This is a genomic window from Faecalicatena faecalis, from assembly GCF_012524165.2.
GTDB classification, from domain to species: Bacteria; Bacillota; Clostridia; order Lachnospirales; family Lachnospiraceae; genus Faecalicatena_A; species Faecalicatena_A faecalis.
Genome location: NZ_JABACJ020000003.1, coordinates 165,267 through 191,839 on the forward strand (window position 1 = coordinate 165,267; position 26,573 = coordinate 191,839).

The following is a 26,573-nucleotide window of genomic DNA, read 5'->3' on the forward strand; positions in this document are numbered from 1 at the left end:
ACTCAAACATCTTTGTTCTACAGAATCATTCCTGCTCTTCTTCCTCAGCGCAGAACTCAAAATCAATGGTCCTCTGGAGCCTGTCCACATCCAGTACACGGACTCGGACTCTCTGTCCTAATTTGTACACCTTACGTGTATGCTCTCCCACGAGCTCATACTGTTCTTCCCAGTAATCATAGTGGTCATCCGTCATATTCATGACATGAACAAGTCCTTCTATCGTATTCTCCAGCTCCACATATGCACCCCACTTCGTAAGGCCTGATATGACGCCCTCGAACGTCTGCCCGATTCGTGCCTGCATATATTCCACTTTCTTTAGCTTGATTGTCTCACGCTCTGCCTCTTCTGCCCGTCTCTCGGTCTCGCTGGCCTGTATTGCTACCTGTGGAAGAATCTTCTCATAATGCTCGATACGGTCTTCATTCATCCTTCCACGCAGATTCTCCTTGATGATCCGGTGAATCTGCAGGTCCGGGTATCGGCGGATCGGAGATGTAAAATGTGTATAATATTTTGCTGCCAGTCCAAAATGTCCTGTGTTCTCCGGCGTATATTTTGCCTGTTTCATAGAACGCAGTGCCAGACGGCTGATCAATGCCTCCTGCGGAGTACCTTCTACCTTCCCAAGCAGCTTTTGAACCTCCTTCGGCTTCACCTCACTGTTCCCTACATGGATGTGATAGCCAAAATTATTGATAAATGTACTCAGCTTTTTGATTTTCTCTTCATCCGGCTGCTCATGGGTACGGTACAGAAATGGCAGTTCCCGCCAGAAATATTCCTCTGCCACCGTCTCATTTGCCATCAGCATAAAGTCTTCAATGATCTTCGTTGCTGTATTTCTCTCATAAGGCTTGATATCGACCGGCTTTCCATTCTCATCCAGAACCATCTTGGTCTCTGGAAAATCAAAGTCTATGGAACCGCGCTTCCTGCGCTTCTCCCTTAAGATAGAAGAAAGCTCTGCCATCCGAAGAAACATCGGTACGAGCTCCTTATACTTTTCACTCTCACTTGACAAGGTATCCGCTGATATGTCTGCATCCAATTTGGCTGATGGCTCTATATCTTTGGAATCCATGGTCTGCTCCTTACACGTCTTCTGTTCATTTAGAATCTTTGCTACACTCGTATAGCTCATACGTTCATCCACTTTGATTACCGTCTCCGCGATCACATGGTCAATCACTTCCCCCTTAGGACTGATCGTCATGATGCAGCTCAAAGCCAGGCGGTCCTCCCCTGCATTCAGGGAACAGATTCCATTAGACAGTTTATGAGGCAGCATTGGAATCACACGATCGGCCAGATAAACACTGGTTCCTCTCTTCAATGCCTCGCGGTCCAGTGCACTTTTTTCCTGGACATAATTCGTCACATCGGCAATATGCACTCCCAGCATATAATTCTCAGCTTCCTTGGTCAATGAAACGGCATCGTCCAGATCCTTAGCGTCTTCTCCGTCAATCGTTACCATCTGCCAGTCACGCAGGTCCATCCTGCCTGCCATGTCCGCCTCTGTAACCTCCTTGCCGACACGCTCTGCCTGATTCATCACACGTTCTGGGAAATCGACTGGAAGATCATATCCTTTCACGATCGACATGATATCCGTCCCCGGATCATTCACATGGCCGATGATCTCTACCACTTTCCCTTCCGGCTTTAAATCCGCTCCTCCATAGGATAAAAGCTCCACGACCACCTTATGTCCGGTCATCGCCCCTTTTTCCTTTCCCTCCGGGATATAAATATCCTTAAGGAATCTCTGATTATCCGGGCGTACGAATCCAAAGCTCTTACACTTTTCATACAGACCGACCACCTTCGTTGTGCCATGGGATAGGATACGGACGATCTTCCCTTCCTTCCGCTTCCCTTCCGGGGCCTTCGTAATGACAAACTCCACCTGGTCTCCCTGGAATGCACCGTTCATATTCTCCTCCGAGATAAAGACATCCTCTTCATCCCCCTCCAAGATCACGAACCCAAATCCTCTTGCATTTGCCTGGAAGGTCCCGGTCAGACGCTTTGCCTGTCCCTTGGAATACTTGCCCTTCTTCGATGCATAGATCTTTCCTTCCGCTTCCAGAGCATCCAGAACCTCCTTTAGTTCTCCACGCTGCTCCTTTGCGATTTGGAGTACAACTGCGATTTCCTTTATCTTCATAGGTACATAAAAATCATCACAAATAAAATCATAAATTACTTTTTTTCTTTTTTCAAATGTCTGGTCCATTTACTCACCTTCTTTCCTACTACTTACCGTCATGCTTCCATATCTGACTCGCGGGTCTCTTTTATTTTATAAAGAAAAAACACTCTATATCCGTATAGAGTGTTCGTCATCTTATCGTCTTAGTTAAATACACCCAGGTTCAGAACCAGTGCCAAAACCATAAATAAAATAGCAAGGAACTTCGTGGACTTTACAAGAGCACCTTCCATAGAACGTCCTTTGTTCTGTCCCCAGTATGAATCAGCAGCCCCGCTGATTGTTCCCAGTCCTGCAGACTTCCCTTCCTGGAGAAGGATAATTGCTGACAGTGCAATACAATCTATTACAAATATAATCGTTAAAACAATCTTCAAAATATCCATCAATCTACACCTCCCGCGGATAAACCACGATTATCTTACCACAGATGGGGCCGATTTGCAATAACTTTTCCAAGTTTTTCATGAATGCAATACATTTCCCGAGGCCTGTCTAAAACCGGGGAAAGTACCTCATCCCCATCCGTGCCAAGAAGAAGGTCTGCTTTTGTTTTCTTTTTATTTGCCTAACTCTTCCTCGATCCGCAGAAGCTGGTTATATTTTGCCACTCTTTCTGTCCGGCAGGGTGCCCCCGTCTTAATCTGTCCGGTGTTAAAAGCCACTGCAATATCTGCGATCGTGGTGTCCTCGGTCTCACCGGAACGATGCGAGATAATCGCATTGTAGCCTGCTTTCTGTGCCATATCGATTGCCTCTATCGCCTCTGTCAGAGTTCCGATCTGATTGACCTTCACCAGAATTGCATTGGCTACATTCTGATCGATTCCTTTTTTCAACCGTTCTACATTCGTGACAAACAAATCATCTCCCACCAACTGTATCTCATTCCCCAGCCTGGTCGTCAGGAGTTCCCAGCCGTCCCAGTCCTCCTCATCCAGTGGATCTTCAATGGAATAGATTGGAAATTCCAATGACAGATCTTCATAATATTCGATCAGCTCCTCGGCTGAACGCACGATCTTCTGTCCCTGCATCTTGCTCTCCCCAGGGAACTCATATTTTTTATAATCTTTATTATAAAGTTCCGATGCTGCGATATCTAAAGCAATTGCAATATCCTTTCCCATCTGGTAGCCTGCACGTTCCACAGCGTCCCGGATGAACTTCAATGCTTCCTTTGCATCAGGCAGGTCAGGTGCAAAACCGCCCTCATCACCGACTGCTGTATTCAGTCCATTTTCCTTGAGAAGTTTTTTCAAGGTCTGGTAGATTTCGGCACACATACGTAAACCTTCTTTAAAACAGCATGCACCTACAGGCATGATCATGAACTCCTGAATATCCAGCGTATTATCTGCATGTGCTCCGCCGTTCAGTATATTCATCATCGGAGTCGGCAGCTTATGCGCATTCACTCCGCCCAGATAGCGGTACAGCGGAACCTTGAGCGCTCCTGCCGCTGCTTTTGCCGCGGCCATGGATACACCCAGAAGTGCATTCGCACCGAGATTCTTCTTATTTTTACTTCCGTCTGTCTTAATCAGCACCTGGTCCAGAGCAGCCTGGTCAAATACATTCATGCCGATCACGGCCCTTGCGATCTGATCATTTACATGTTCCACAGCCCGTTCAACTCCCTTACCGCCATAACGCTCCTCATGATCACGCAGCTCCACTGCCTCATATTTCCCTGTGGATGCCCCGGAAGGCACTGCTGCACGGCCTACCGTCTCCTCACCGACCAGCACTTCCACCTCTATAGTAGGATTCCCTCTGGAATCAATGATTTCTCTTGCGTATACATCTCGAATCGGTAAATACTGATACATAAATTTCCTACCTCCTTATGGGAAATTAGTATTTCCAATTATCTTATCTTAATGCGTTGACTTTTGATATTCCCCGCGTTACAATTCCATATGTTACAGAACTGTTAATTTTAAAAAATGGAGGCTTGCAGGACATCCCGTAACTCATGCCCTGCGGGCGGATTTACAGCTGCGCTGTAAAATAATGTATACCCATAGGGCATCCCGTAACTCATGCCCTACGGGCGGATTTACAGCTGCGCTGTAAAATAATGTACGATTGAGGAATTCACAAATGAAAGGAAAAATGAAGCATTTTCTCTTGTTAACGGGCAGTACACTGATTATGGCTGTCGGAACCTACTTTTTTAAGTTCACGAACAATTTCACATTTGGAGGCATTACAGGCCTCGCTGTCCTGATTGCGAAATCAGGCGTTATGTCTGCCAGTGACTTTACATTTGTCATGAATATGATTTTGTTGGTCATTGGTTTTATTGTGCTGGGGAAAAAATTTGCTGCTAAGACCGCATACTGCAGTATCCTGCTGTCTGTTGCACTTTCGCTCATGGAGCGCATCTGGCCGATGGCGCATCCGCTGACGGACCAGCCGATGCTGGAGCTGTGCTTTGCAATTGCGCTGCCTTCTCTCGGCTCTGCTGTCCTGTTCAATATCGGGTCTTCAAGCGGCGGTACGGATATCATTGCCATGATATTGAAAAAGTATTCCAGCTTCGATATCGGACGTGCCCTGCTCGTCACGGACGTCCTGATTACAGTTGCCGGCTGCTTTATGTTCGACATCAAGACCGGATTATACTCCTTCCTTGGCTTGGCAATCCGTTCCTTTATGATTGACACCTTTATCGAGAGCTTTAACCTGTCCAAGTATTTTAATGTGGTATGTGACGAACCAGAAGCCATCTGTGATTTTATTGTTCACACGCTTAACCGAAGTGCCACTGTATGTCTGGCTCAGGGAGCCTTTTCCGGTAAGGATAAATATATCATTTTTACGGCATTGAACCGCCCACAGGCAATCAAGCTTCGTAACTTTATTAAGGAGAATCAGCCAGAGGCATTTATTTTAATCTCGAATACAAGTGAAATTATCGGAAAAGGGTTCCATAATATATAGTGGATTTCCTCAAAAATGGAAACTATAAATATAGAAAAAATGAAACCGTATTATCAGTAAAGATTAAGGAGCATTTGAATGAAGCATCTTGTCATCGCAGAAAAACCATCCGTGGCAAGGGACATCGCGCGTGTCCTTCGCTGTACGAAGAAAACGAATACTTATATAGAAGGAACAGACTACATCGTGACTTGGGCGCTGGGACATCTCGTCACACTCGCAGACCCGGAGCAATATGGAGAGCAATATAAGACCTGGAATATGGATACGCTGCCCATGCTTCCTAAAGACTGGAAACTGGTCGTGATCAAACAGACCGGGAAACAGTACAATTCCATTAAGGAACTGATCTACCGCAAGGATGTTTCGGACATCATCATCGCAACAGATGCCGGACGTGAGGGAGAGCTGGTCGCACGCTGGATTCTGGATAAGGCCGGAAATAAGAAACCGATTCAACGGCTCTGGATTTCCTCTGTCACAGACAAGGCGATTCGGGAAGGCTTTGCCGATCTAAGACCCGGAAAGGCATATTACAATCTATACCGGGCTGCGGTTGCCCGGGCCCAGTCTGATTGGGTCGTGGGCATCAACGCTACCCGTGCACTGACCTGCAAATATAACGCACAACTATCCTGCGGAAGGGTTCAGACGCCGACTCTGGCCATGATTGCTGCACGTGAAGAGGAAATACGAAACTTTCAGCCCAAAACATATTATGGCATGAAGGCATCTGCCAAGGGAATCACCTTTACCTGGACAGATGAAAAATCTGGTTCGAGCCGTACTTTCGACCAGGAAAGAATTCGGAAGCTGTTCAAAGCGTGCAGCGGTCCTCTTGAAATCACAGAAGTCAGGAAAAAGCAGAAGAAATCCTTCGCGCCTGCACTTTATGATCTGACTACACTGCAGAGGGAAGCCAATCAACGCTTTGGCTTTTCTGCCAAGGAAACGCTGAATATCATGCAGCGCCTATATGAAAACCACAAGGTACTGACTTATCCCCGTACAGATTCCCGTTATCTTACAACGGATATGGTCGGAACATTAAAGGAGCGTCTAAAGGCCTGTGCCGTCGGCCCCTACAGTAAGCTGGCCGGAAAGCTCTCCATGCAGACAATAAAGACAGATAAATCTTTCGTAAATAATGCAAAGGTATCCGACCACCACGCCATCATCCCAACAGAGCAGTTCGTACAGCTTGATCACATGACCAACGAGGAACGCAAAATCTACGATATGGTCGTTCGCCGTTTTCTTGCGGTCCTGTCACCTGCATGTGAATATGAAGAAACATTTCTGACAGGGCGCATCGGTTCAGAGCTGTTTTCTGCGAAAGGAAATATAATGAAGCAGCCTGGCTGGCGTGAGGTCTATGAAACCGGATACGAAGATATCGATGAGGAAGAGGCAGAGGACACTCTGGTCAAGCAGACACTGCCGGAAGTGACCAAAGGAGAAAGACTCGATGTTGTCAGCCTGAATATCACTGAGGGCAAGACCAGACCACCTGCATATTTTACAGAGGGTACGCTGATCGCCGCCATGGAGAATCCGGTCAAATATATGGAACACAAAGACAAGACACGCATCCGCACACTCGGTGAGACCGGGGGACTTGGGACCGTGGCCACACGGGCTGATATCATTGAAAAGCTGTTCAACAGCTTCCTGATGGAAAAGAAAGGGAATGAAATCCACATTACTTCCAAAGGCAAACAGCTTCTTGGGCTTGTTCCACAGGATCTAAAAAGCCCGGAACTGACCGCAGACTGGGAACTGCGCCTCAAGGCCATAGCGAACGGTACGGAATCTGATCAAAACTTCATGGCCGAAATCGAGGACTATACGAAGTCGCTCATACAGGAAATCAAAACTGCGAACGGAAAATTCCACCATGACAACCTGACCAGGACCAAATGCCCGGAATGTGGAAAATATATGCTGGAGGTAAACGGCAAGCATGGGAAAATGCTGGTCTGCCAGGACCGTGAATGCGGTTACCGCGAAATCATCTCCCGCCGTACAAATGCCCGCTGTCCTGTCTGCCATAAAAAAATGGAATTAGTCGGAAAAGGGGACGGCCAGCGTTTCGTCTGTTCCTGCGGCCACAAAGAAAAACTCAGCTCTTTCCAGGAACGCCGCAGCAAAGAAGGAAAAGGTGCAAGTAAAAAAGATGTAAATAGTTACCTCAAAAAACAGGCCAAAGAAACAAAAGAACCAATCAATAATGCGTTTGCAGATGCATTTTCTAAGCTCAACCTAAAAATATAGCATGACAAAACAAATCCGTGGAATCTTTCTCGTATGGTAAGATTCCACGGATTTAATTTTTCTTTATGTTTTATATTAATGGAAGAAATGATCCCCAATCTGGATTCCCCAGTCGCCGTTGCCAAAGTAAAGACAGTCACCGATCGGATTGGAGCCTGCGATTGCATCCTGTGCTGCCTGCATGGCTGTATCTGTATATCCTCCACTGGCAAGCACACTGTCCAGCCAGCCTGTCATAGCAGGGCCGAACTGTCCTGACTGATAGATGACCTCCGAAATACTGTTCGGATACACACCACTTCTGACACGGTTCATAATGACCGCTCCGACCGCTACCTGCCCCTCATAAGGCTGATTCCCAGCCTCACAAAAGATGATCGATGCAAGGAGCTCCTGCTCTCCTGGTGCAGTCTGGCTCACTGCCTCTGCCGCTGCTGCCTGTGCCGCTTCCTCCTCTGCCAAGCGCTGAGCCTCTTCGGCTTCCCTCTGCGCTTCCTCCGCTGCAAGTCTGGCCTCTTCTGCAAGCCTTTCCTGTTCCTTCTTTATCCTGAGCTGCTCGGCATCATATTCTGCCTTTGCACCAACTGCAGCTTGTTTTGTCTTTTTGAGTTCCAAAGCTGGAATCTCCCCAATTGCTTCTGTGTTCTCCCCTTTATCTACAGTAGTAATTGTGTATGCCTCTGGCATAGAAGATGCCGCCTGTGTTGTAAAGCCTGCAGAAAACATAGTACATACTGTAACTGCTGACAATACTGATATAAATTTTTTCCCTTGTAACATATACTTACCCTCCTGATTTGTTGCAATATCTTTACGTCTTTGTAATAAGCTTGTAATAAAATATATGCTTATCTTTTCGGAAATATTACAGATATTACAAAATTGTTACAAGCGACATTCTACTATAAAAATTTATTCTTGTCAACTTTTTTATTTCTTCCTGTTTTTTCTTTTTTCTTCTAAAAAAAAATCAGTATGGCCGCTGATCACCATACTGATTTTAATATTGCTCTTTTCTATTAGCTTTCTATCTCTTCCTCAACCAGGATATCGGGTGACTCATCATAATACTCCAACCGCTCCAAATGCCATAGTCTCTTCATCCTCTTAGCCAGCGCCTTCTGTATCCCTGCATTATACTGGGAGGCAACGCTGTTATATGAAGTCTTCTGTGTCATCAGCTCATTCTGGCACTTTATGATCTCGTTGAACAGACGCATGACATCATCGTCCGAACGCAGCTCTGGATACTGTCTGATACTGTTCCTCACCTCGCCTATCGTCCTGATCTTCTTTTTCTTTCCCTTGCCCTCTTCGTTGTTCTCATAGGAAAAATCCTTTTGGATATACATCTGCTTCTCATGCTCCATATGGGTCATCATAAGTCCCTCAAGCTGGAAAAGCACATTTTCAGTCTTTGCCTGAACGATGGAAATGTCCTTGCGCATGGCAAGTGCGCGTTCCTTCAACGCAAACAGCCCGTTATGCTCCGTCACCACTGCCAGAACAAAGGTCGCTACAATTGCGATCGCATAAGCAACCGTAAAGGCCCAGTCATCCATCTCACCTCCGCGGCTCTCCATGACCCCGATAATAACGGATAGAATAAACCCTCCTACAAATATCATGACAAGATAGATCAAAAACTTCACTACTGAATGCTGTCGTTGAATAAAATTCATAAGCCCCCTCCTCTTCTGCTCTGCTTATTCTCTATTCTAATCATAGCATTCCAGTCATCTTTGTCAATCCAATACGGATAATAATTCGCTCATATTATTGATCACCGCATCCGCTCCTGCATCCTTGAACCGCTTTGTGACTGTCTCCACATAACTTCTTCTCTCTTCCTCAGAGAGTCCTTTAAATTCCTCCTGGGTCAGTCCCAGCTCAGAACTCCCTTCTATCACTCCGACGGTGAATACCCCTGCATTTTTCCCTTCCTTGATATCGGAAACAGTATCGCCCACCTTCACTACGTTATCCACAGAATGGATTCCCAGAACCTCCATGTTCTTAAAAATCATATACGGATAAGGACGGCCCGCATTCCCAACAGAATTTGGTGAAAACCATGCATCTGGTTCATATCCTGCCTCTTTTGCCTTTGGCACGACTACGGACATCATCTCATCTGTATAGCCTGTTGTGGACCCTACCTTAATTCCTCTCTCACGCAGCTTTGCCACGGTCTCAAGTACATACGGTTTAGGCTCTGCAAAACGGTCCAGAATCGACATTAGATTCTCCTCAAAGGAATCATACAATCCGTCAATATCCGCTTCCCCCGGTTCGCTTCCATACTTTTCGATCCAAAGTGTTCGAATCCTAGGCATCCCAAGCATCGTCTTGATATGGTCCCTCTTTAACATCCCCATGGGCTCTCTGACTTCTGCCATCGTAGGCTCTACCCCTGCCTTACAAAATACTTCCATAAATGCCTGTACCGGTGCAAAACAACCATAATCTACTGTGGTTCCTGCCCAGTCAAATATCACTGCTTCAATCTTTTTACTCATGTTCCCATCTCCCTGTGTTATTCTAAATTCGGCTATTTTCCCTTTTAGCAGTCCGATCTTTTTAATTATATTTCTCCAAAAACTCTGTCAGAATCTCGATTAATTTCAAGATGTCCTCTTGATAGATCTCACCGATATTTCCTATACGGAAAGTCTCAGCTTCCGTCACTTTTCCCGGATAAATAGCATATCCTCGGTCTTTGATATATGTATACATCTCCTGGAATGTGAACTTGTGGTTTTCGGGATAGAAAAATGTAGTAATAATCGGTCCCTGATGTTCTGCGTCAATATATGGATGGATTCCAAGTTCTGCCATCTTCTCGATCAAAAGCTTATTATTCTCTGCATATCTCTGATGCCTTGCCGGAATGCCGCCCTCTGCTTCCATCTCCTTCAATGCCTGTGAAAATGCAAGGACAACATGAGTGGGTGAAGTAAATCTCCACTTTCCATCCTGATTCATGGTCTCCCACTGATCATACAGATCCAGAGACAGGCTTCTTGCCTTCCCTTTACTTGCTATTAACTTTTCCTTATTGGCAATGATGAAGGAAAATCCCGGTACACCCTGGATACACTTATTTGCACTGCTGACAATAAAGTCGATTCCCCAGTCTCCTACCGGAATATCTACCCCGCCGAAGCTGCTCATAGCATCCACGATCATGGTCCTGCCGCGTTCCTTTACCACCTTGGAAACGGACTCGATATCATTCAGGATTCCTGATGTCGTCTCGCTGTGTACCATAGATACATGTGTGATATCCGGATTCTCATCCAGAATCGCAGCAATCTTCTGCGCATCTGGAACTTTGTAATATACCTCATGGTGAATCATATAAGAAAGGCCTGCATGCTTTGCGATTCCTTCCATACGTTCGCCATAAGCACCGTTCGCAATAATCAAAAGCTTGTCCTCATCCCCTACCACACTGGTCAGCACGGATTCAACCCCAAAGGTTCCGCTTCCCTGCATCAGAACGACCGTATAGTCATCCGCTGATACATGTGCAAGCTCCAGAAGCTTCTTACGTATCTCCAGGGTAATCACTTTGTAGTCGTCATCCCATGTGCAATGATCAAACAGCATCTCCTGCTTTACCGTATCCGTCGTTGTCAATGGCCCTGGGGTCAATAATTTGTAGTTCTTCATGTTGTAAATCTCCTCTCACTCTTTCACTTTTGCCGGCTCTTCTGCCTGCGGCCGATTCTCTCCTGCTCTCCTACACACTTGGTATCTTCATAGATCTGCTTTTCCAGGTCTGCTTTATTCCGGTTTACAGCTTTCAGACAATTCCTGATGTTCTTTCAATAAATCGACTGTCAGCTTCTCTGAAAATACTCTTGGATTGCCGGACATCTTGGAACTGTCCACACTTTCTCCCTCATAAAGCGGAATTGGATAAACAGAAAGCAAATCTTTTCTGGCGTTCTTCATGATACATTCCGCCATGTCCATTGCCTTCTCATGACTCTTCTCCCCCTTATCGACCACGGCCAGGGACTCTGTCAAAGTAAAATTCCCCTCCTGTGGGTCTATGTAGTCGATTGGAAGTCCTTTTTCCTTATCTGCTGCCGCCTGCTGTCTTAAGCCAAATCCGATTGCAGCTTCCCCCGCACGCACTAACTTTAGAGGCCCGGAACCAGACTCCTCAATATGGTCTCCGGCATTCTCATAAATCGCTGTTAAAACCTCTTTGGCACCGTCCTGTCCATATTCAGAAACAAGTGCCTGAATCAACAGCCATGCAGTCGATGAAGATGCAATATCCGTTACCGATATCATATCCTGAAATTGCGGTTTTGCCAAGTCTTTTATAGACGTTGGAGCCGCTAATTTTTTTTCTTTTAAAAGCTTTGTATTTACGATGATTGTGCCTTCCTGGGAGGTGATCGGTGTACAATATGCAGGATATTCATCCAGCGTATTTTTTTCAAAATCTAAGTCGCAGAACATCCCCTTTTGCTCCTGGGCGCTTTCCACATAAAAGGTACTCATGGTCACCAGATCTGCTTCTATATCTGCTCCCTCAGCCAGCAGTTTTCCTCCTAATTCAGAGGTTCCGAAGGTCTGGAAAATATACTGTCCCTCATATCCGTTTTCATCTAAAGCAGCCTTCATCGCCTCTACTGCCTCATCATCTGCATTCGAATAAATCACGACCTGTTCCTTAGATTCTGCCGCCTTCCCACAGCCTGCTGCCGAGAACATGACAGCCAATCCTAATACCCCCGCAAGCCCTGCTGCGGCTACCCTTTTCATACGTTTCATATTCTTTTTCTCCTTTTTTCTAAATTTTCCAGCCGCTAAAAACTGAAAAATCGCTTTTGCGGCAAGATTGGTGAATAAAATCAACAATGACAGAACAAATACCTCATTAAATTTGTTATAGTACTGCAATTCCTTGATCTTTGTTGTAATTACCATTGTCCTTGCACCTGCCAGGAATACTACAGCGCTCACTGTGACCATCGCATTCACAAAATAGTAGCTGAACACCTCAAGGATGGTCGACATTGCATTGGGCGTCACTACCCGTAAGATTGTTTTCACCCAGTTATCCCCCATCAGCATCGCCGTTGTCTCCCAGGACGCATTCATCTTCGCCAGGGAACTCTTCATCATCAGATACGGCGTTGAGAAGAAATGGATGATATTACATAAAATCAAAATCGTAAATGTGCTTTGCAGCCCAGTTCCCGAAAAACAGAATAAAAATGCCAATCCAAGTACCATTCCCGGAATGGTATTCGTCACCAGAGCAATTCCCTCGATGATCTGCTTCATCTTCCCGCTCACCGTGCTCCGGGCCGTGATCAGTGCCGCTCCATATGCCAGAACTGTGCCAAACAAAGCACTTTGCACCGCCACATAAAGTGAATTCTGATAGACACTCAGAAGCCCTGCATCCTGGAATACGGCCCGGATATGATCCAGTGAAAATTCCAGATGGTACGGCCAGTCCCCGACGAACGGAATCAGGAAAATAACTGCAAAAATGGAAAGTACCCCTACACAGAACAGAAGACTTACGGCTGCACATATCCAATCCCTGCTTCTATTTTTTCGAATCTCTATCACAGATATTTTATGGTATCTGACATTATACTTTTCTAAAACATGCAGGATCAGAATGCTGGCTGCTGATGGAACCAGCATCATCACCGCAACCACGCTCCCCCTGTTAAAGTCTGGAATACTACCCAGCATCTTGCTGTAGAGCACACTGGCGATCACATCAAATTTCCCTCCCACAGAGGCCGGAATTCCAAAATCCGTGAAGCTAAGAAAAAAGGATTGGATAAAGGATGCCGCTAAGGTTCCCGCCAGCGGACCTAAGATGGTCCTCCGAAACGTAGACAGCGGACCGTCTCCCATTATCTGAGACACTACCATGAATTTTTTATCCAGATATCCCATTGTATTATTTAAAAGCATAAAAGAGACAGGCAGCGTATAAATGACATAGCCCAGCAGCAGACCGTTAAATCCATAAATCTCAAATAATTGGCGGCCTGCCAGCTTTGTGAGCAGTCCCTGTTTTCCAAAGGAATAGATGATGGCAAATCCATATGTCAGCGTAGGGAGCAGCATCGGAAAAAACGCAGTCCCCCGAATCAGGGCCTTTAACCGCCTATGCACATTTGTATAGTGGATTGTGTATGCCATAAAAAATGCGATTACCGTTGTCACAAGAGCACTCGTCCCTGCGACCAGAAAGCTGTTGCCGAGCGCCTTTAGGAACCCCTTCTCTGTCAGGACGGATATGTAGAACTCCATGGTCGCACCATCCTGCCCCCAGAAGGACTTCACCAAAAGCCGGAAGGCTGGAAACATTAGAAAGACCAGGAAGATTCCCGTCACTATGACAAAGATACCCTTGATTTCTTTATTTTTAACTTTCATGAACATCCGCCCTGCCCCCTATGAGACCATACTGTCAGGCATGAAACCGGTAAACAGGGAATAGATATTATTCTTTTTAATTTCTAACTGCCGCAGGATGAACTCTTTTACAAATCCGTTTTGCGGAGTCTGCACGATTTCGTCTGGCTTTCCATACTGTGAAATGCGTCCCTGATCGATAATCAGGACGTGGTCCGACAGTGTCAGGGCTTCCTCCGGGTCATGAGTGACAATAATTGTTGTCAGATGATACTCACGGGCGATCTGCTTTATTTTCGCTTTGATCGACTCCTTGATGACTCCATCCAGTGCACTTAATGGTTCATCCAAAAGCAGAATCTTCGGTTTCATCACCAGCGTCCTTGCAAGTGCCGCCCTCTGCTTCTGCCCTCCTGAAAGCTGGTCGATTTTCTTATCTAAGTGCTCTTTTAGACCGAGCAGCTCTATCATCTCCCCAAGTTCCTCCTCTGTTGTGATTCCTGGCTTATTTTTCAGCCCGTAAACAATATTCTGGTATACATTCAGATTTGGAAATAGGGCATAATCCTGAAAAACAATATTAAAGCCGCGCTTTTCCATAGGTACATTCGTGATATCCTCCCCCTGGAAGATGATTTTACCGCTGTCCGCATCAGTTATCCCCAGAATCAGGTTCAAAAGCGTAGTTTTTCCACATCCTGAAGGACCTAATATGGAAACAATCTCTCCATCTTCGATTTCCAAATTGATATCGTTTAAAATCGTAACTTTGTCATATGACTTTTTTATATGCTCTAATTTCAACATCTGTTAACTTCCTTTCGTTTTACTGCAACGGCAGTATATTTACTTTTGGGAACAGTGAAATTATAGCAATGGAAGGTATGGGAAACAATCAAGGGGAGTTCAAACTTACGTAAAAGAATCGTTAAGAATGTAAAGAAATGTAAAAAATCTGGTAAGCATGACCTACCAGATTTTTCTTTTAGACCTCTATTTTCTTTGTTACTGCTTCTTGATAAAATTAAAGTCGCTCGTTATTATTTCTCATGTTCTTATATTCTGCTACAGAGCGGTCGAAGCCCTTAATATGGCTGTACAGCCATTGGATCACATTCCTGTTCACCTGCTCCACAAATGCCTCTGACGGTCCTTCTTCCTCCTCCAGCATCTCATACAGCTCTTTTACTACTGTCCTGAGCTTCTCATGCTCTTCTTTATGCTTATCAATGCCCGGATATTCGATCTCTGCCTGAAGCTTCTCTTCCTCTGAAAAATGGAATTCTGTGTAGTCAGCCAGATAATCCAATGTCTTGATCGCTACAAGCTTGTCATTACCTGTCTCACAGCTGTCCAACAGCTTGTTGATCTTTCCGATCAGCTCCTGGTGCTGGGAATCTATCATTTCATTGCCAGTTACTAAACTTTCATCAAATTCTGCTCTCATATCATTTCCTCCTGTAATACAATGTTTTTAATGTCACCAGCCAGAAAGTTATACTGCCCTAAGGCCGTTATTTATAGTATCACACATTTTCCTGCTTTAGCCAAGACTATTCCAGCACTTTCCTGAATTTTTATCAGATTTATCATCACTGTCTAGGCTACTCGCGGCGTTTTCCACCAAAATCCTCTGCCGTAATCTTGATAACAGATACGATACTGACGAGCCGCTCGTTGAATTCAAAATCCTTCCCAGTCTGACATTTCATCAATACCGTCAGTGCCTTGATTTTTTCCTGCGGGTCCTCTATGATCTCAGCCTTCCCCTTTCCTACGATACTCGCATAACGGTAGCCATACTGGCAGGCCACCCTTCCCTCGATCAGTTCGTGATCACAGTCCAGTTCGAATCCGACGTTCGCATTCGCCTTTAATAAATCCAGCTTTTTTCCTTCCAGAGCTGCATGAAGATAGAATACCAGCCGATCTGCTTCATATGTATATCCAAAATTCATAGGCAGAATATAGATTCCATCCTCATCATACATTGCGATACGCACAACTTTACAAGTATCCAATACCTGAAGCATCTCTTCTCTTGTGTCTATCTCACGGTCTCTTCTTCTCATTCGCGGCATTTCTACGACCTCCTATCTTTTCTATTTTCTTATGATAACACATCCTGAGGCATACTCCAATATCCTCTTTTTTCCCTTCTGATCTTACACATTTATTTTCTTTATTTTCGTTTCTTGAACCTATCGACAGTTTTAATTTTTCATGATATAGTAGCGTTGTCATGGTTGGGGACTTGACAGCAGTTATCTAGTTATTGGGGTCTACAAAAGAATTTTTAAGGTTTGAGTGAGGGTTTATAAGATGAAACAGACAAATCAAAATGTGAATCAAATCACAGAAGGTGTCATTTGGAGACAGCTTCTTCTTTTCTTTTTTCCGATTGTGTTCGGAACATTTTTTCAACAGCTATATAATACAATAGATACCGTTATCGTGGGGCATTTTGTGGGGAAGGAAGCTCTTGCCAGTGTCGGCGGCTCTTCCACACAGATTATTAACCTGATCGTTGGATTTTTCACCGGGCTTTCTTCCGGTGCCAGCGTAGTGGTCGCCCAGTTCTTCGGCGCACAGGATGAACGTTCTGTACGGCAGAGTCTACATACCGCATATGCATTTTCCATTGCGGGCAGCATCGTGATCAGCGTCCTGGGAATTATATTGGCTCCCTCCATGCTGACCTGGATGCATACTCCACAGGAAATCATGGCGGATTCCATCCTCTACCTGCGCATTTATTTTGCCGGGATTTTATTCGTCTTCATATATAATATGGGCTCCAGTATCCTGCGGGCTATCGGGGACTCCAAACATCCCCTATATTATCTGATATTCTGTTGTTTCATGAATATCATCCTGGATACTGTTTTTGTTGTGATCTTCCACATGGGAGTACTCGGTGTTGCTCTTGCCACCCTGATATCCCAGGCATGCAGTGCCGCTCTGGTCACACACAAGCTGATGAAGTCAGAAGGGATATTAAAGCTTTTTATCCGCCAGATCCGCCTTCACAGTTCCGTCCTGAAATCTCAGCTTCGGATTGGAGTGCCAGCAGGCTTTCAATCTGTTATGTATAGCATCACAAATGTCATTATACAGGCCGCATTAAATGGATTCGGAACTGATACAGCGGCTGCCTGGTCCGTATATGGGAAGCTGGATGCAGTGTTCTGGATGGTCAGCAGCGCCTTCGGTATTTCCATCACTACCTTTGTGGGACAGAACTATGGCGCCAGGAAGATGGATCGAATCAGAAAGAGTACACGTGTCTGTCTGGGAATCGACTTCATTGTGTCAGGAATCCTGGTGATTTTCCTGATTTTTGCCCGTGTGCTGTTATTCCGCCTCTTTACCAATGATGCCGAGGTCATCCGAATCGGTTCTGAAATGCTGATTCTGATCACACCATGGTATATCGTGTTCCCATTTATTGAAATACTCTCCGGTTCTCTGCGCGGTATCGGTGATGTGGTCATTCCTATGATCCTCACGATGTGCGGTGTCTGCCTGCTGAGAGTCGTCTGGGTCATCGGTGCACTGAAAATCCGTCCGACCATCCCGGTCATTATTTTCAGTTATCCGATCACCTGGATTTCCACCGCTATTTTATTCATCTTCTATTATCTGTATAAGATAAAAAAAGTCAGGATATAAAAACTGCCCTCTGTCTGTGGTACGACAGAGGGCAGTTTTATAACTCGATATTTGATTTTAATCTGGAAATACGAGCAGAAGCCCCATAAAATGATAGCATACACGTTTAAGCATCCACCTTCAAATACTCTCTAGCGTCTCTGCTTGAATTTTAATGCGTACATCGGACCGAACAAGGAATAAAAGGAATCCAGTTCTACTGTATATAACTCTCCGTCCATCCTAATCTCTGCCTGTTTCCCTCGTTTAATAAATTCCAGCTTTTTCCCAGTTTTCCGGCAATAGTCTTCTATCTCTCTGCAAAAGGCTTCTTCGCTCCGCGGACAATCCTGAATATCTACGACCAGGCTTATATTTTTCTTTCCACCGTTCAGTTCCTTTGCTACCTTTACAAAGTAACGGTAATCTAAGAACCAGCACAGAAGAATGATGGCCACATTGATCAGAATCATATACCGTATGAATCGAGGAAGAAAGAAGGATACAAATACAACCGCGCCGGCAACAAGATCAATGATGTAGACTGCAGCGCTTCCGTTGAACCATACCCCCATCTCTCCCTTATGTGGCTTTGTATACGCCCAGATCAGCAAAATACCTAGAACGAGATATCCCACAAGTGCAGCCGGGGTATAAGGCAGCATGGCCTTTGCCATCTCGGTACCTACGAATACACTGACATATATTGCTGAACTTGCGAATAAAATCAAGCCCAATAAACACCCATAAAGCAGTCTTTCTTTCCTATCCTCTGCAGTTTGTTCTGTCCTCATAACAATCCCTCCTTAATCTTAGCCCGCAGGCCCTTTAAATACTTTCTCGATATATAAGTACCGTCACCATTTTCGAACTCTGCCATCATGATACCGCCGGCAATCGGTTTATACTGATTCACCTTCGCCATATTCAAAAGGACCGATTTGGATGCTCGAACAAATTCCGGCGGGAGAATCCTTTCCAGTTCATACAGACGCCTTCTTGTACAATAGATTTCATCCTTCATATGGATATATTGGACTTCCATGAGGGATTCAATATAATAGATCTCCCTGCATTGAACCTGATAGATCTTGTCATCCTTTTGGCAGGACAGAAGCATATATCTGAAGTTCTCCTGTTCTATGAACTCTGCCAGCCGATGAATACTCTCCGTCTCCTCATGTACCATCAGCTTCACAGATTCCGGTATCTTACTTTCTATTTTCTCTATCTCCACCCTCATATGCATTACCTCCTGATGTATGGAATCTGGATTCCTTCTTTTTCTTTATCTTATCCAAAACAAAAATAAATGTCTACTCTTATCCGCCCAGTGGCTGTTAGGAGCCGGTAAGAGGACAAAACAATGGTTCTGACATCATAATAAAAAGCATTCCCTGGAAGTCCTCCCAATATAGGATCGTTTCCAGGAAATGCTCACTTTTTCTTTTATCCTTATCTCATTCTGAAAATCGGACTGATTTTTTTATAAATCAAAAATACAATCAGAGATACCAATACCCCTTTCAGTAAATTAAACGGACCAACTGCAAATAATACGAAGGTAGAAAGGCTCGTGATATGTGAGTTCACAGCCGTCCCCATCTCCACCAGGGAGTCGAGCGGCATCCCGAACGCAGTTGCATATGTGGGAAGCAGGATATATGCATTCAGTACACATCCGATGATCGTCATGAATACGGTTCCTGTAAGCATCCCTATGATTGCGGTCTTTCTTGTGCGGTTTCTCTTATAGATCAATCCCGCCGGAACACATAGGGCGCAGCCGATCAAGAAGTTCGCTGCCTCACCTACCCCCGCAGTCATCGTTCCATTGATCACCAGGTTCAAAAGAATCTTTACCAGCTCAATGACCGCCCCGGCAAGAGGTCCCATCACAAAGCACCCGACGAGCACTGGCACCTCACTAAAATCAATCTCGTAAAACGCAGGTGCGAACGGAAGCGGAATCTCAAATAGCATTAATACCGTCGCAATCGCAGAAAGCATGCTCACCTGTGCGATTGTGCGGATTCCAAACCTGTTTTGTGTCCTTGATACTACATTTGTCTCTGTGCTCATAATTGTTTCTCTCCTTTAAAATTAAAATAATTTGAATTGAAAAGAAAGAAAATCTTCTTGGAAATCATTTAAGCCGCGTAAGATGGGGAACTATCGGTATGACGCTCAAGAGCTGTCGTCACTTTTGTTCCTTCAAATTCCAAAAAAGAAAGCCCCGGATATACACCCGGGGCTTAAAAATACGCTTTTCATGGCATAAATTTCTTCTCTCATCCAGACTTTACTGTCGGTACTGGAATCTCACCAGTTCAGCCACTGTAAAAACAGCAGGTCGCGGACTATACCGCCGGTTGGGAATTGCACCCGACCCCGAAGAATTCATTCTGTTCTACAGGTCATTATAACTCATTACAAATCGTTATGCAAGCGAATTTTTTGGTGGTTATTACCGATTGTTTCTTTAGATGTTACTTGCAAGTAAATTTTACTCATCCTTTATATAAACCATAATGTCTTCAACGCGGCAATCTATGATTTTACAAAGTTCATCTATTGTATGAGTCGAAATATACTCATTCGCACGCATCCTAGACAACTGCCCCGCAGATACACCAAACTTTTTGATCAATTTATATTGTGATATGTGCTTTTCTTTCAAAGTTTTCCAAAACGGTTCATAAGATATCATGAAATACACTCCCTTCATTGAGTATTCCCCATTTATAAATTGTCAAATCCTTTTTGTTGCCCTATTCGGCAAAATAAGGTATTCAAATTTATTTCTCTCCGCTTGAATATTACCCGTTTTTGGGCTATAATTATATCAGCCATAACTGGGCTATATTTTTTCCATGGGAGATACCTATTATAAGATACAAATTAATGTCCAAATCCATAACTGAATATGAAATTGAAACTGTTCTGGGAATAATTTATGAAGTTGCGGAATTGACTAGATATGGACGAGAGACTTTTATCCATTTACATATGCTTATAGTTCATTAAATACTATATTATAAAAAATGACATAAAAGCAAGGTCATCACACTACATAAACTTAGTGTGATGACCCTACCCTTGCATATTAATGTTATTCAATTTTCAAAAAATTTTACTTTCTCGACACATCAGTAAATAATTTTTACTTCAGAATATCTTTCCAGTCTGCCTTATTATATAAGATGCGAATTATATGTACTGTGTCCATCTTTTCATCATAATAGTAAAAAATATTATAATTATCAAAAGTAGTCATTCGGATTCCTACCCTGCCGAGCAAATCATCTGTCACATATGGATGTTCCTTGGGGAAGTAGCTGAGTTGCTTCGCTTTATTCAAGATTCCATCAACAATGCGTAAAGCTGCCTCCGGGTTACATAAATGGACATGAATATAATATTCTATTTCTACCAAATCATATTCCGCAGGCTCAGTAACCACAACTTTAGACACGCTCTGCTCTCCTTTGCCGAATTCGTTCTTCCACTTCCTCTATTGTACTTTCCCGACCTTCTTCCATGGCCCTGTAGCCTTCTCCAATCAGACGGTATAACTCTAACTTACTGGTATATTTAATATTTTTAGCATCCTTTTCTTTAACTGCTATCATACGATCACATCTTTCTAAATTGAATTAAGTTATCTGGTTTATATTTATTATACTTAATCCACCGCCAAATATCCACTACTTTCTCTTCATTCGCTTCTTCCCCTCCAGACATTCCACATAATGTCGAATCTATCACCTTAATCCGGTTCTGTTTTATCTCTAAATTCTCCAGATTTTGAGCAATGCCTAATGTAAAGTTTTTAACATATACAAAATAAAAGCTGCGGTTTCCCGCAGCTTATCAGCGTTACATCAAGAGTCCTTCGGTTCAAAGAAATACTGTCTCGTTACAATAGCAGTTGCCCCTATATAGTAGATTTTCCGGCTTAATTCTGATTTCTGGATATATTCTTCTGTGTAGGTACTATCATACTGCTGGCAGTACTCCATAAATATCTTCCGTATCTCTTCATTCTCAAGCATGAATCCGAATAGAATCGTACTGTCCGGTGCCAGGATGGTCATCATATTTACAATGGTCCTGGCCAAACGCTCTATGCTCTTATGAAGAATCTTTACCACCTCTTCATCAGACATGTCCAGTTCATTTCCACTTTCTGCCCATTCCGTAAAATTGCTTTCTGAAATCAGCTCGATATCACCACCTGTATTCTCATAGAGGCGTGGAGTATGTTCCTTTGAATATATGGACCGAATCCGCTTTATAATGGCCTCCGTCGAAACTTTCGTTTCCAGGCATCCGCGTCTTCCACAGTGGCAGAGCTCTCCGTTTGGCTCAATGATATAATGGCCGATTTCTGCTGCCCTGTGATCCTTTCCCTCATAAATCTGGTTCTGTGTTACAATTGCAGAACCTACACCCGGCCCCCACTTTACGAACAGTAGATTGTCCCCAGTCCGTCCGGCACCGTACAAAAGCTCTCCTTCTGCGAATGCCTTGATATTATTCTCCACGATCACCGGGCAGGACATAGCTTCCTGCATGATCTCTTTGATCCTTACCTCTTCCTTCCATATCCCGTATGCACGGATACTGATACCACGGTTCCGGTCTACGATTCCAGGAATACAGATGCCCATACCGAGCACGCTGCGCTGCTCTATTTCATTCTCCCACAGCAGTACCTTACATTCTTTTTCAATGATCTTAAGGAACTCTATTGGCGCAATAGATGTATCTGTTTTTATGATTTTTCCACTGATCAGGTTCCCTTTTAGGTCGCAGGCAGAGATATAGGTCTTTTTACTTTCAATGCTGACTGCAACGACACATTTACATCCATATGCTATATCCACCAAGATTTTCCTTCTGCCTGCGCGCCGTTCCTCCTGCATCTCTCCCTTTTCCTGCAGGATTCCTTCTTCGATCATCTCTGTACAAAGTACTGTCACGGTAGCGGGCGTCAGCCCTACCTCCTTTGCAATATCCTTTCTGGACATCGCACCTTTTCGATTCAGTAATTTTAAAACCGTTGATTTATTTCTGATTTTTACATTTTCCAGGTTAATGCCCGCCTGCCGTGCCATACTCATCTTCTCCTCGAACTAATTTCCCGTCTTACCGGTAAACTGATATTTTATAGAAAAATTATATCATGGAACAAACTAAATGAAAACTAAGAATTCGGGATTGCTTTCCCCGCTTCCTGCAGCCCGATCAAATTCCATACTCTTAAAAAGTGCACCTTCGCACCGCCTTTTTCACCTGAATCTATAATGCCTTGTGATATAATGCAATGATATCTTTCAGGCTTGTCTGCCTTGGGTTGGCCGGGATATTTCCACTCTTCATCGCATCCTCTGCCATGGCAGGAATCATCTCCTCTTTCACTCCTACCTCTGAGAGTGTCTCTGGGATTCCAAGGTCTCTATTCAGCTTTTTCAGCGCTTCTACTAACATCTCTGCCCTAAAGTCCTCTGTTACTTTGGCCCCTTCACAAATATAATTATAAATGACCTGATAACGTCCATGATCTGCCAGGGCATTGTATTCCATCACAGTCGGAAGCAGAATCGAGTTTGCTACCCCATGAGGAACATTGAAGTATGCGCTGACCGGATGGCTCATGGCATGCACATTTCCCAGCCTTGCCCATGCGAAAGCAATACCTGCAAAATTGCAGCCTGCCATCATAGCACATGCGGCCTCTTCATCCTTCCTGTTGGCTACGAAACGGCGGATATTTCCTCCGATCAATTCCATTGCTTTTTCAGCCATAGCATCTGAAAATGGAGATGCGTTGGTCGAAATATATGCTTCCATTGCGTGAATCAATGCATCTACCCCGCAGGAAGCAGCAATGGATGCAGGTGCAGTCATAATCAGTTCTGGATCCAGGATTGCATATTTCGGAAGATTCTCATAACTGAATACAGACAGTTTATAATTTCTGGATTCGTCTGTAATCACGGCAGATGCTGTCACTTCACTTCCGGTTCCAGCAGTCGTCGGAATCGCAATCATCGGTACAATCGGCCCCGGAACTTTATGATTCCCCTCATAATCAGTGATTTCCCCGCCATATTTGGCAAGTACTCCGACCGCCTTTGCCACATCCATAGAACTGCCTCCGCCAAGTGCTACCATACTCGTTGCCCCGCACTCCTTATAGAGCGCAGTCGCTTCATTCACAATCGTGACCGTTGGGTTGGGAATCACATCCAGATAGGAGGTGCATTTTATTCCACCTGCTTCTATGATATCCTGTATTTTCTTTACGACTCCGATTTTCTCCAGTCCCCTGTCAGAAATCAGGAAGACATGGTCTGATTGATTCTCCATTAGGATTTCAGGAAGCTTTTTCAGACTTCCCATTCCGAACTGGATATTTTGTGGTATTTTAAAATTGAATTCCTTCATTATTTTCTCTCCTTTTCAAATTGCGGCTCTACCTTTTATTACTCTCTTGATGCTCTCTAAAAGTGCAATTCTGTCCGCTGAATCAGATCCTTCTGCAGCGGCTTCCCAAGTTCTACAAAATATGCACTATACCCTGCAACGCGCACGAGCATGTCTTTGTAGTCTTCCGGCTTCTTCTGTGCCGCGCGCATTGTTTCTGAGCTCATAATGTTAAACTGGACATGCATCGGCTCTTTCGCCATATATTCCTCAATAAAGCTGATCAGATTATCTCTTCCTTCCACACCGGCAACTGCTTCCTGTGAAAATTTCAGATTCATCAGTGTGCCATTGGTCGCAAGACTGTGATCCACTTTTGCAAGAGAATTTACAATTGCCGTAGGACCATTCAGATCGTGGGAACCGCCATCCGTATGTACAGGTCCCATATTGTCAGAAATTGCTTCCCCGGCCTTCCTTCCGTCCACGGAAGCGTTGGTATTCATCCCCATGGCTACATTTGCATTGACAGAATAGACCCCTGGGCTGAACTCTCCGCCTCTTGGATTCTTCCTTCCACGGATATGTCTGCAGTAGCACTCAAACATGAACTTGAACAGTTCATCCGCATAATCATCATCATTGCCATAATGATGTACCTTCGAACTATTGACAAGCGCATACAGCTTTTCGTGCCCTTTCCAATTATCCTTCACAGCCTGAAGCAGCTCTTCTCCGGTACAGCGCTTCTCGTCAAATACAAGCTGCTTAATCGCCGCCAGTGAATCTGCACAGGTCGCAATTCCGCTGGCCTGTGGTCCGATTCCATTATATTTTGCCCCGCCTTCTGTCAGGTCCCTGCCGGATGCCATGCTGTCCTCATAAAATGCGGACAAATACGGCAGCGGCTTTCTGGCCCTGTGTGCATTATCAATGATGCACAGGCTGCTGCACATCTGATTGGTCCAGTATTCAAACTGTTTGTCTACACTTTCTAACACCTCGTCAAAGCTCTTGTATGACGCCAGGCTTCCGGTGTCCGGTCCGATCTGTTTTCCAAGAGCACCGCAGCGTTCCCACCTTGCACAATGCGGACCGCAGTCAAGGCAGCGTCCACCATTTAAGACCATTTCCATCATCTTCGCAGTATTCACGTACGCTGCGTCATGCCAGCCATACTCTTTTCCCGGAAGACTGATCTCCACACAGCCGACAACACAGTAATCCCTTGCCTCTTCCAGCGTCATGCCCTTTCGCAGCATGCCCTTAATTGCGGAAGCATCATTGAAAAGCTTCGGATGTCCATAACCGGCACGGATACATTCCACCGTTTTTACCTTCAGCTCATATGGTGTCTTTTCATGCATCCTTACACAGACCCAGGGATTCATCATCCGGGTATGTGCGGACCCTTCCAGCATCAGCATGGTCAGATCATTTGTGGCATCCTTTCCGTCCCGGTCCACACCACCGATCGTCAGGCTCTCACCGCCGAACCCTCTTCCGTTGCGGACCGCCATACTGCCCTTATCCTTTAACTTGGTCGGATTATTCATCTTCACATATTCCACTTCGATCAATTCCAGGGCGAACTCTTTGGTGATGGTCCCATTCTTCATATCCGCTTCGTAATATGGATATAGCCACTGGTCCATTCGTCCATAAGAAATGGAATGCCCATTGCTCTCTACCTGGATCAATGTTGTTGCAAGGTTGAATAGCTGCATTGCCTGCCAAAAGGTCCTGGCCGGACCTCCTGCAATCTGGCGGCAGTTCTTTTCTATTGCATATAATTCTTCTTTCCTTTTTGCATCTGCTGTTTTCTCTGCCTGTTCCTTTGCAAGCTCAGCATAACGCAGGATGTACTTTTTGGCAGCCTTATGCATGATGATCATGGCCTGATAAAATTCTTTCTTGTCTGCATATTCCGGGTCTCTCATATCCAGATTTGCCAGATGCTCCTCTGCCTCCTGAATCAATCCGTTATACCCGACTCTCAAAAGCTTCGCGTAATCGATTGCCAGATGTCCTGTGCCCGCAAAATGATAGAGATTGGTCTGGAAGATTTTCTTTCCTGCCTCAGACCCTTTTATCTGATCCTCATCCAGTCTGGACTCAATCAGATCCGCAACAGTCCTGCCTTCCCAATATGCACATAATTCAAGGATTTCTTGTCTTTCCTCCTCGTTTCGGATATAGAACTGGTCATGCTCCCTTTCCTCAAATGGGGAGTGGAGAATTTCATCTATGATCCAGTGTACGGAAAATTCGGGATAAATAGGGGATGCCTTTGCCGGTGCTGCAATCTCACCCACAATCAAATCCTCGTCATAAATAAATAACTGCGTGTTCAGCAGAACATTCTCAAAAGCATATGCGCACTGAAGCTTGCGCGGGCTTCCCTCATGTTCCTTATATGCTTCTGTGACCAGTCTTAATCTTTCCACATCGATTTCATAAGGACGGTCAAGAAAGGTCTGTCTAAGATGGTTGACACGCGGAAACGGAGACCAGTCCTTATGATGTACCTGATAGCCCAGACTATATGTCTTGTCAAAAGGCTCCGTTCCGCATGCATCTGTATGAATTAAACTCATGGATGTTCCTCCTTTGTCATAATAATATTTTCATGCAGCTT

The 26,573-nt window shown here is 44.7% G+C and carries 23 protein-coding genes and 1 riboswitch; of the genes, 3 read left to right on the plus strand and 20 right to left on the minus strand.

The window, feature by feature from the left end:
• Positions 1-25: 25 nt before the first annotated feature.
• The 3 genes from HGO97_RS05135 to eno form a co-directional block, all read right to left on the minus strand.
• Positions 26-2,245 carry a ribonuclease R family protein gene (locus tag HGO97_RS05135; RefSeq protein ID WP_216240064.1) on the minus strand — a complete coding sequence of 740 codons (2,220 nt, stop codon included), beginning with the start codon at positions 2,243-2,245 and terminating at the stop codon, positions 26-28.
• Positions 2,246-2,364: 119 nt separating this feature from the next.
• A complete protein-coding gene (secG, locus tag HGO97_RS05140) occupies positions 2,365-2,607 on the minus strand; it encodes a preprotein translocase subunit SecG (protein WP_216240066.1) in 243 nt (80 codons plus the stop codon).
• Positions 2,608-2,781: 174 nt separating this feature from the next.
• Positions 2,782-4,053 (minus strand): phosphopyruvate hydratase, encoded by a 1,272-nt coding sequence (eno, locus tag HGO97_RS05145; protein ID WP_216240067.1) that lies wholly within the window; start codon positions 4,051-4,053, stop codon positions 2,782-2,784.
• A 274-nt stretch (positions 4,054-4,327) separates the two neighbouring features.
• Between eno and HGO97_RS05150 the strand changes: the two genes are divergently transcribed.
• A complete protein-coding gene (locus HGO97_RS05150) occupies positions 4,328-5,170 on the plus strand; it encodes a YitT family protein (RefSeq protein WP_216240068.1) in 843 nt (280 codons plus the stop codon).
• 78 nt (positions 5,171-5,248) lie between these two features.
• Positions 5,249-7,444 (plus strand): DNA topoisomerase III, encoded by a 2,196-nt coding sequence (locus HGO97_RS05155; RefSeq protein WP_216240069.1) that lies wholly within the window; start codon positions 5,249-5,251, stop codon positions 7,442-7,444.
• A gap of 75 nt (positions 7,445-7,519) precedes the next feature.
• On the opposite strand, the gene HGO97_RS05160 is transcribed toward HGO97_RS05155, so the two are convergent.
• From HGO97_RS05160 to HGO97_RS05195, 8 genes are all read right to left on the minus strand, one after another.
• Positions 7,520-8,224, minus strand: coding sequence for a cell wall hydrolase (locus tag HGO97_RS05160; RefSeq protein WP_216240070.1), 705 nt, complete (start codon positions 8,222-8,224; stop codon positions 7,520-7,522).
• A gap of 239 nt (positions 8,225-8,463) precedes the next feature.
• Positions 8,464-9,126 carry a LemA family protein gene (locus tag HGO97_RS05165; protein ID WP_216240071.1) on the minus strand — a complete coding sequence of 221 codons (663 nt, stop codon included), beginning with the start codon at positions 9,124-9,126 and terminating at the stop codon, positions 8,464-8,466.
• A gap of 63 nt (positions 9,127-9,189) precedes the next feature.
• Complete coding sequence (gene phnX / locus HGO97_RS05170; protein WP_216240072.1) at positions 9,190-9,963, minus strand: phosphonoacetaldehyde hydrolase; 774 nt, start codon at positions 9,961-9,963, stop codon at positions 9,190-9,192.
• 61 nt (positions 9,964-10,024) lie between these two features.
• Entirely contained in the window at positions 10,025-11,119 is a 1,095-nt protein-coding gene (locus tag HGO97_RS05175; protein WP_216240073.1) for a 2-aminoethylphosphonate--pyruvate transaminase, read from the minus strand.
• A 114-nt stretch (positions 11,120-11,233) separates the two neighbouring features.
• The gene (locus tag HGO97_RS05180) at positions 11,234-13,873 is read right to left on the minus strand and encodes an extracellular solute-binding protein (protein WP_216240075.1); all 2,640 of its coding nucleotides are present in this window, start codon (positions 13,871-13,873) and stop codon (positions 11,234-11,236) included.
• A gap of 18 nt (positions 13,874-13,891) precedes the next feature.
• Positions 13,892-14,659 carry an ABC transporter ATP-binding protein gene (locus tag HGO97_RS05185; protein WP_216240077.1) on the minus strand — a complete coding sequence of 256 codons (768 nt, stop codon included), beginning with the start codon at positions 14,657-14,659 and terminating at the stop codon, positions 13,892-13,894.
• A 217-nt stretch (positions 14,660-14,876) separates the two neighbouring features.
• Entirely contained in the window at positions 14,877-15,299 is a 423-nt protein-coding gene (locus HGO97_RS05190) for a bacteriohemerythrin (protein WP_216240079.1), read from the minus strand.
• A 157-nt stretch (positions 15,300-15,456) separates the two neighbouring features.
• The gene (locus tag HGO97_RS05195; protein WP_216240082.1) at positions 15,457-15,933 is read right to left on the minus strand and encodes a pyridoxamine 5'-phosphate oxidase family protein; all 477 of its coding nucleotides are present in this window, start codon (positions 15,931-15,933) and stop codon (positions 15,457-15,459) included.
• Positions 15,934-16,174: 241 nt separating this feature from the next.
• Between HGO97_RS05195 and HGO97_RS05200 the strand changes: the two genes are divergently transcribed.
• Positions 16,175-17,524: an MATE family efflux transporter gene (locus HGO97_RS05200; RefSeq protein ID WP_216240084.1), complete on the plus strand. Its 1,350-nt coding sequence runs from the start codon at positions 16,175-16,177 to the stop codon at positions 17,522-17,524.
• A 131-nt stretch (positions 17,525-17,655) separates the two neighbouring features.
• On the opposite strand, the gene HGO97_RS05205 is transcribed toward HGO97_RS05200, so the two are convergent.
• From HGO97_RS05205 to hpfG, 9 genes are all read right to left on the minus strand, one after another.
• Positions 17,656-18,297 (minus strand): DUF4318 domain-containing protein, encoded by a 642-nt coding sequence (locus HGO97_RS05205; protein ID WP_216240085.1) that lies wholly within the window; start codon positions 18,295-18,297, stop codon positions 17,656-17,658.
• Positions 18,294-18,746 (minus strand): LytTR family DNA-binding domain-containing protein, encoded by a 453-nt coding sequence (locus tag HGO97_RS05210; protein WP_216240087.1) that lies wholly within the window; start codon positions 18,744-18,746, stop codon positions 18,294-18,296. The genes HGO97_RS05205 and HGO97_RS05210 overlap by 4 nt, the downstream gene beginning before the upstream one ends.
• 212 nt (positions 18,747-18,958) lie before the next feature.
• Entirely contained in the window at positions 18,959-19,585 is a 627-nt protein-coding gene (locus tag HGO97_RS05215; RefSeq protein WP_216240089.1) for an ECF transporter S component, read from the minus strand.
• A 197-nt stretch (positions 19,586-19,782) separates the two neighbouring features.
• A riboswitch (FMN riboswitch) is annotated at positions 19,783-19,906 on the minus strand.
• 103 nt (positions 19,907-20,009) lie between these two features.
• Positions 20,010-20,213, minus strand: a complete 204-nt coding sequence (locus HGO97_RS05220; RefSeq protein WP_216240091.1) for a helix-turn-helix domain-containing protein — start codon at positions 20,211-20,213, stop codon at positions 20,010-20,012.
• A 453-nt stretch (positions 20,214-20,666) separates the two neighbouring features.
• Complete coding sequence (locus HGO97_RS05225) at positions 20,667-20,978, minus strand: type II toxin-antitoxin system RelE/ParE family toxin (protein WP_216240093.1); 312 nt, start codon at positions 20,976-20,978, stop codon at positions 20,667-20,669.
• On the minus strand, positions 20,971-21,135 hold the full coding sequence (locus HGO97_RS05230) for a hypothetical protein (protein ID WP_216240095.1): 165 nt from the start codon (positions 21,133-21,135) through the stop codon (positions 20,971-20,973). Before HGO97_RS05230 ends, HGO97_RS05225 begins: the two co-directional genes overlap by 8 nt.
• A 252-nt stretch (positions 21,136-21,387) precedes the next feature.
• Positions 21,388-22,623, minus strand: coding sequence for an ROK family transcriptional regulator (locus HGO97_RS05235; protein ID WP_216240097.1), 1,236 nt, complete (start codon positions 22,621-22,623; stop codon positions 21,388-21,390).
• Positions 22,624-22,807: 184 nt separating this feature from the next.
• Positions 22,808-23,956, minus strand: a complete 1,149-nt coding sequence (locus HGO97_RS05240; RefSeq protein WP_216240099.1) for an iron-containing alcohol dehydrogenase — start codon at positions 23,954-23,956, stop codon at positions 22,808-22,810.
• Between the two features lie 56 nt (positions 23,957-24,012).
• Positions 24,013-26,532 (minus strand): (2S)-3-sulfopropanediol dehydratase, encoded by a 2,520-nt coding sequence (gene hpfG, locus HGO97_RS05245; protein WP_216240101.1) that lies wholly within the window; start codon positions 26,530-26,532, stop codon positions 24,013-24,015.
• Positions 26,533-26,573: the final 41 nt, after the last annotated feature.

Bases quoted from the DNA above. Each gene is read 5' to 3' on its own strand.
- HGO97_RS05190 (WP_216240079.1), bottom strand. From the start codon at position 15,299: ATGAGAGCAGAATTTGATGAAAGTTTAGTAACTGGCAATGAAATGATA.
- eno (WP_216240067.1), bottom strand. From the start codon at position 4,053: ATGTATCAGTATTTACCGATTCGAGATGTATACGCAAGAGAAATCATT.
- HGO97_RS05165 (WP_216240071.1), bottom strand. From the start codon at position 9,126: ATGAATTTTATTCAACGACAGCATTCAGTAGTGAAGTTTTTGATCTAT.
- HGO97_RS05240 (WP_216240099.1), bottom strand. From the start codon at position 23,956: ATGAAGGAATTCAATTTTAAAATACCACAAAATATCCAGTTCGGAATG.
- HGO97_RS05160 (WP_216240070.1), bottom strand. From the start codon at position 8,224: ATGTTACAAGGGAAAAAATTTATATCAGTATTGTCAGCAGTTACAGTA.
- HGO97_RS05200 (WP_216240084.1), top strand. From the start codon at position 16,175: ATGAAACAGACAAATCAAAATGTGAATCAAATCACAGAAGGTGTCATT.
- HGO97_RS05230 (WP_216240095.1), bottom strand. From the start codon at position 21,135: ATGATAGCAGTTAAAGAAAAGGATGCTAAAAATATTAAATATACCAGT.
- HGO97_RS05185 (WP_216240077.1), bottom strand. From the start codon at position 14,659: ATGTTGAAATTAGAGCATATAAAAAAGTCATATGACAAAGTTACGATT.
- HGO97_RS05180 (WP_216240075.1), bottom strand. From the start codon at position 13,873: ATGAAAGTTAAAAATAAAGAAATCAAGGGTATCTTTGTCATAGTGACG.
- HGO97_RS05235 (WP_216240097.1), bottom strand. From the start codon at position 22,623: ATGGCACGGCAGGCGGGCATTAACCTGGAAAATGTAAAAATCAGAAAT.
- HGO97_RS05135 (WP_216240064.1), bottom strand. From the start codon at position 2,245: ATGGACCAGACATTTGAAAAAAGAAAAAAAGTAATTTATGATTTTATT.
- secG (WP_216240066.1), bottom strand. From the start codon at position 2,607: ATGGATATTTTGAAGATTGTTTTAACGATTATATTTGTAATAGATTGT.
- HGO97_RS05175 (WP_216240073.1), bottom strand. From the start codon at position 11,119: ATGAAGAACTACAAATTATTGACCCCAGGGCCATTGACAACGACGGAT.
- HGO97_RS05205 (WP_216240085.1), bottom strand. From the start codon at position 18,297: ATGAGGACAGAACAAACTGCAGAGGATAGGAAAGAAAGACTGCTTTAT.
- hpfG (WP_216240101.1), bottom strand. From the start codon at position 26,532: ATGAGTTTAATTCATACAGATGCATGCGGAACGGAGCCTTTTGACAAG.
- HGO97_RS05210 (WP_216240087.1), bottom strand. From the start codon at position 18,746: ATGAGGGTGGAGATAGAGAAAATAGAAAGTAAGATACCGGAATCTGTG.
- HGO97_RS05195 (WP_216240082.1), bottom strand. From the start codon at position 15,933: ATGCCGCGAATGAGAAGAAGAGACCGTGAGATAGACACAAGAGAAGAG.
- phnX (WP_216240072.1), bottom strand. From the start codon at position 9,963: ATGAGTAAAAAGATTGAAGCAGTGATATTTGACTGGGCAGGAACCACA.
- HGO97_RS05215 (WP_216240089.1), bottom strand. From the start codon at position 19,585: ATGAGCACAGAGACAAATGTAGTATCAAGGACACAAAACAGGTTTGGA.
- HGO97_RS05150 (WP_216240068.1), top strand. From the start codon at position 4,328: ATGAAAGGAAAAATGAAGCATTTTCTCTTGTTAACGGGCAGTACACTG.
- HGO97_RS05155 (WP_216240069.1), top strand. From the start codon at position 5,249: ATGAAGCATCTTGTCATCGCAGAAAAACCATCCGTGGCAAGGGACATC.
- HGO97_RS05220 (WP_216240091.1), bottom strand. From the start codon at position 20,213: ATGATATCTTATGAACCGTTTTGGAAAACTTTGAAAGAAAAGCACATA.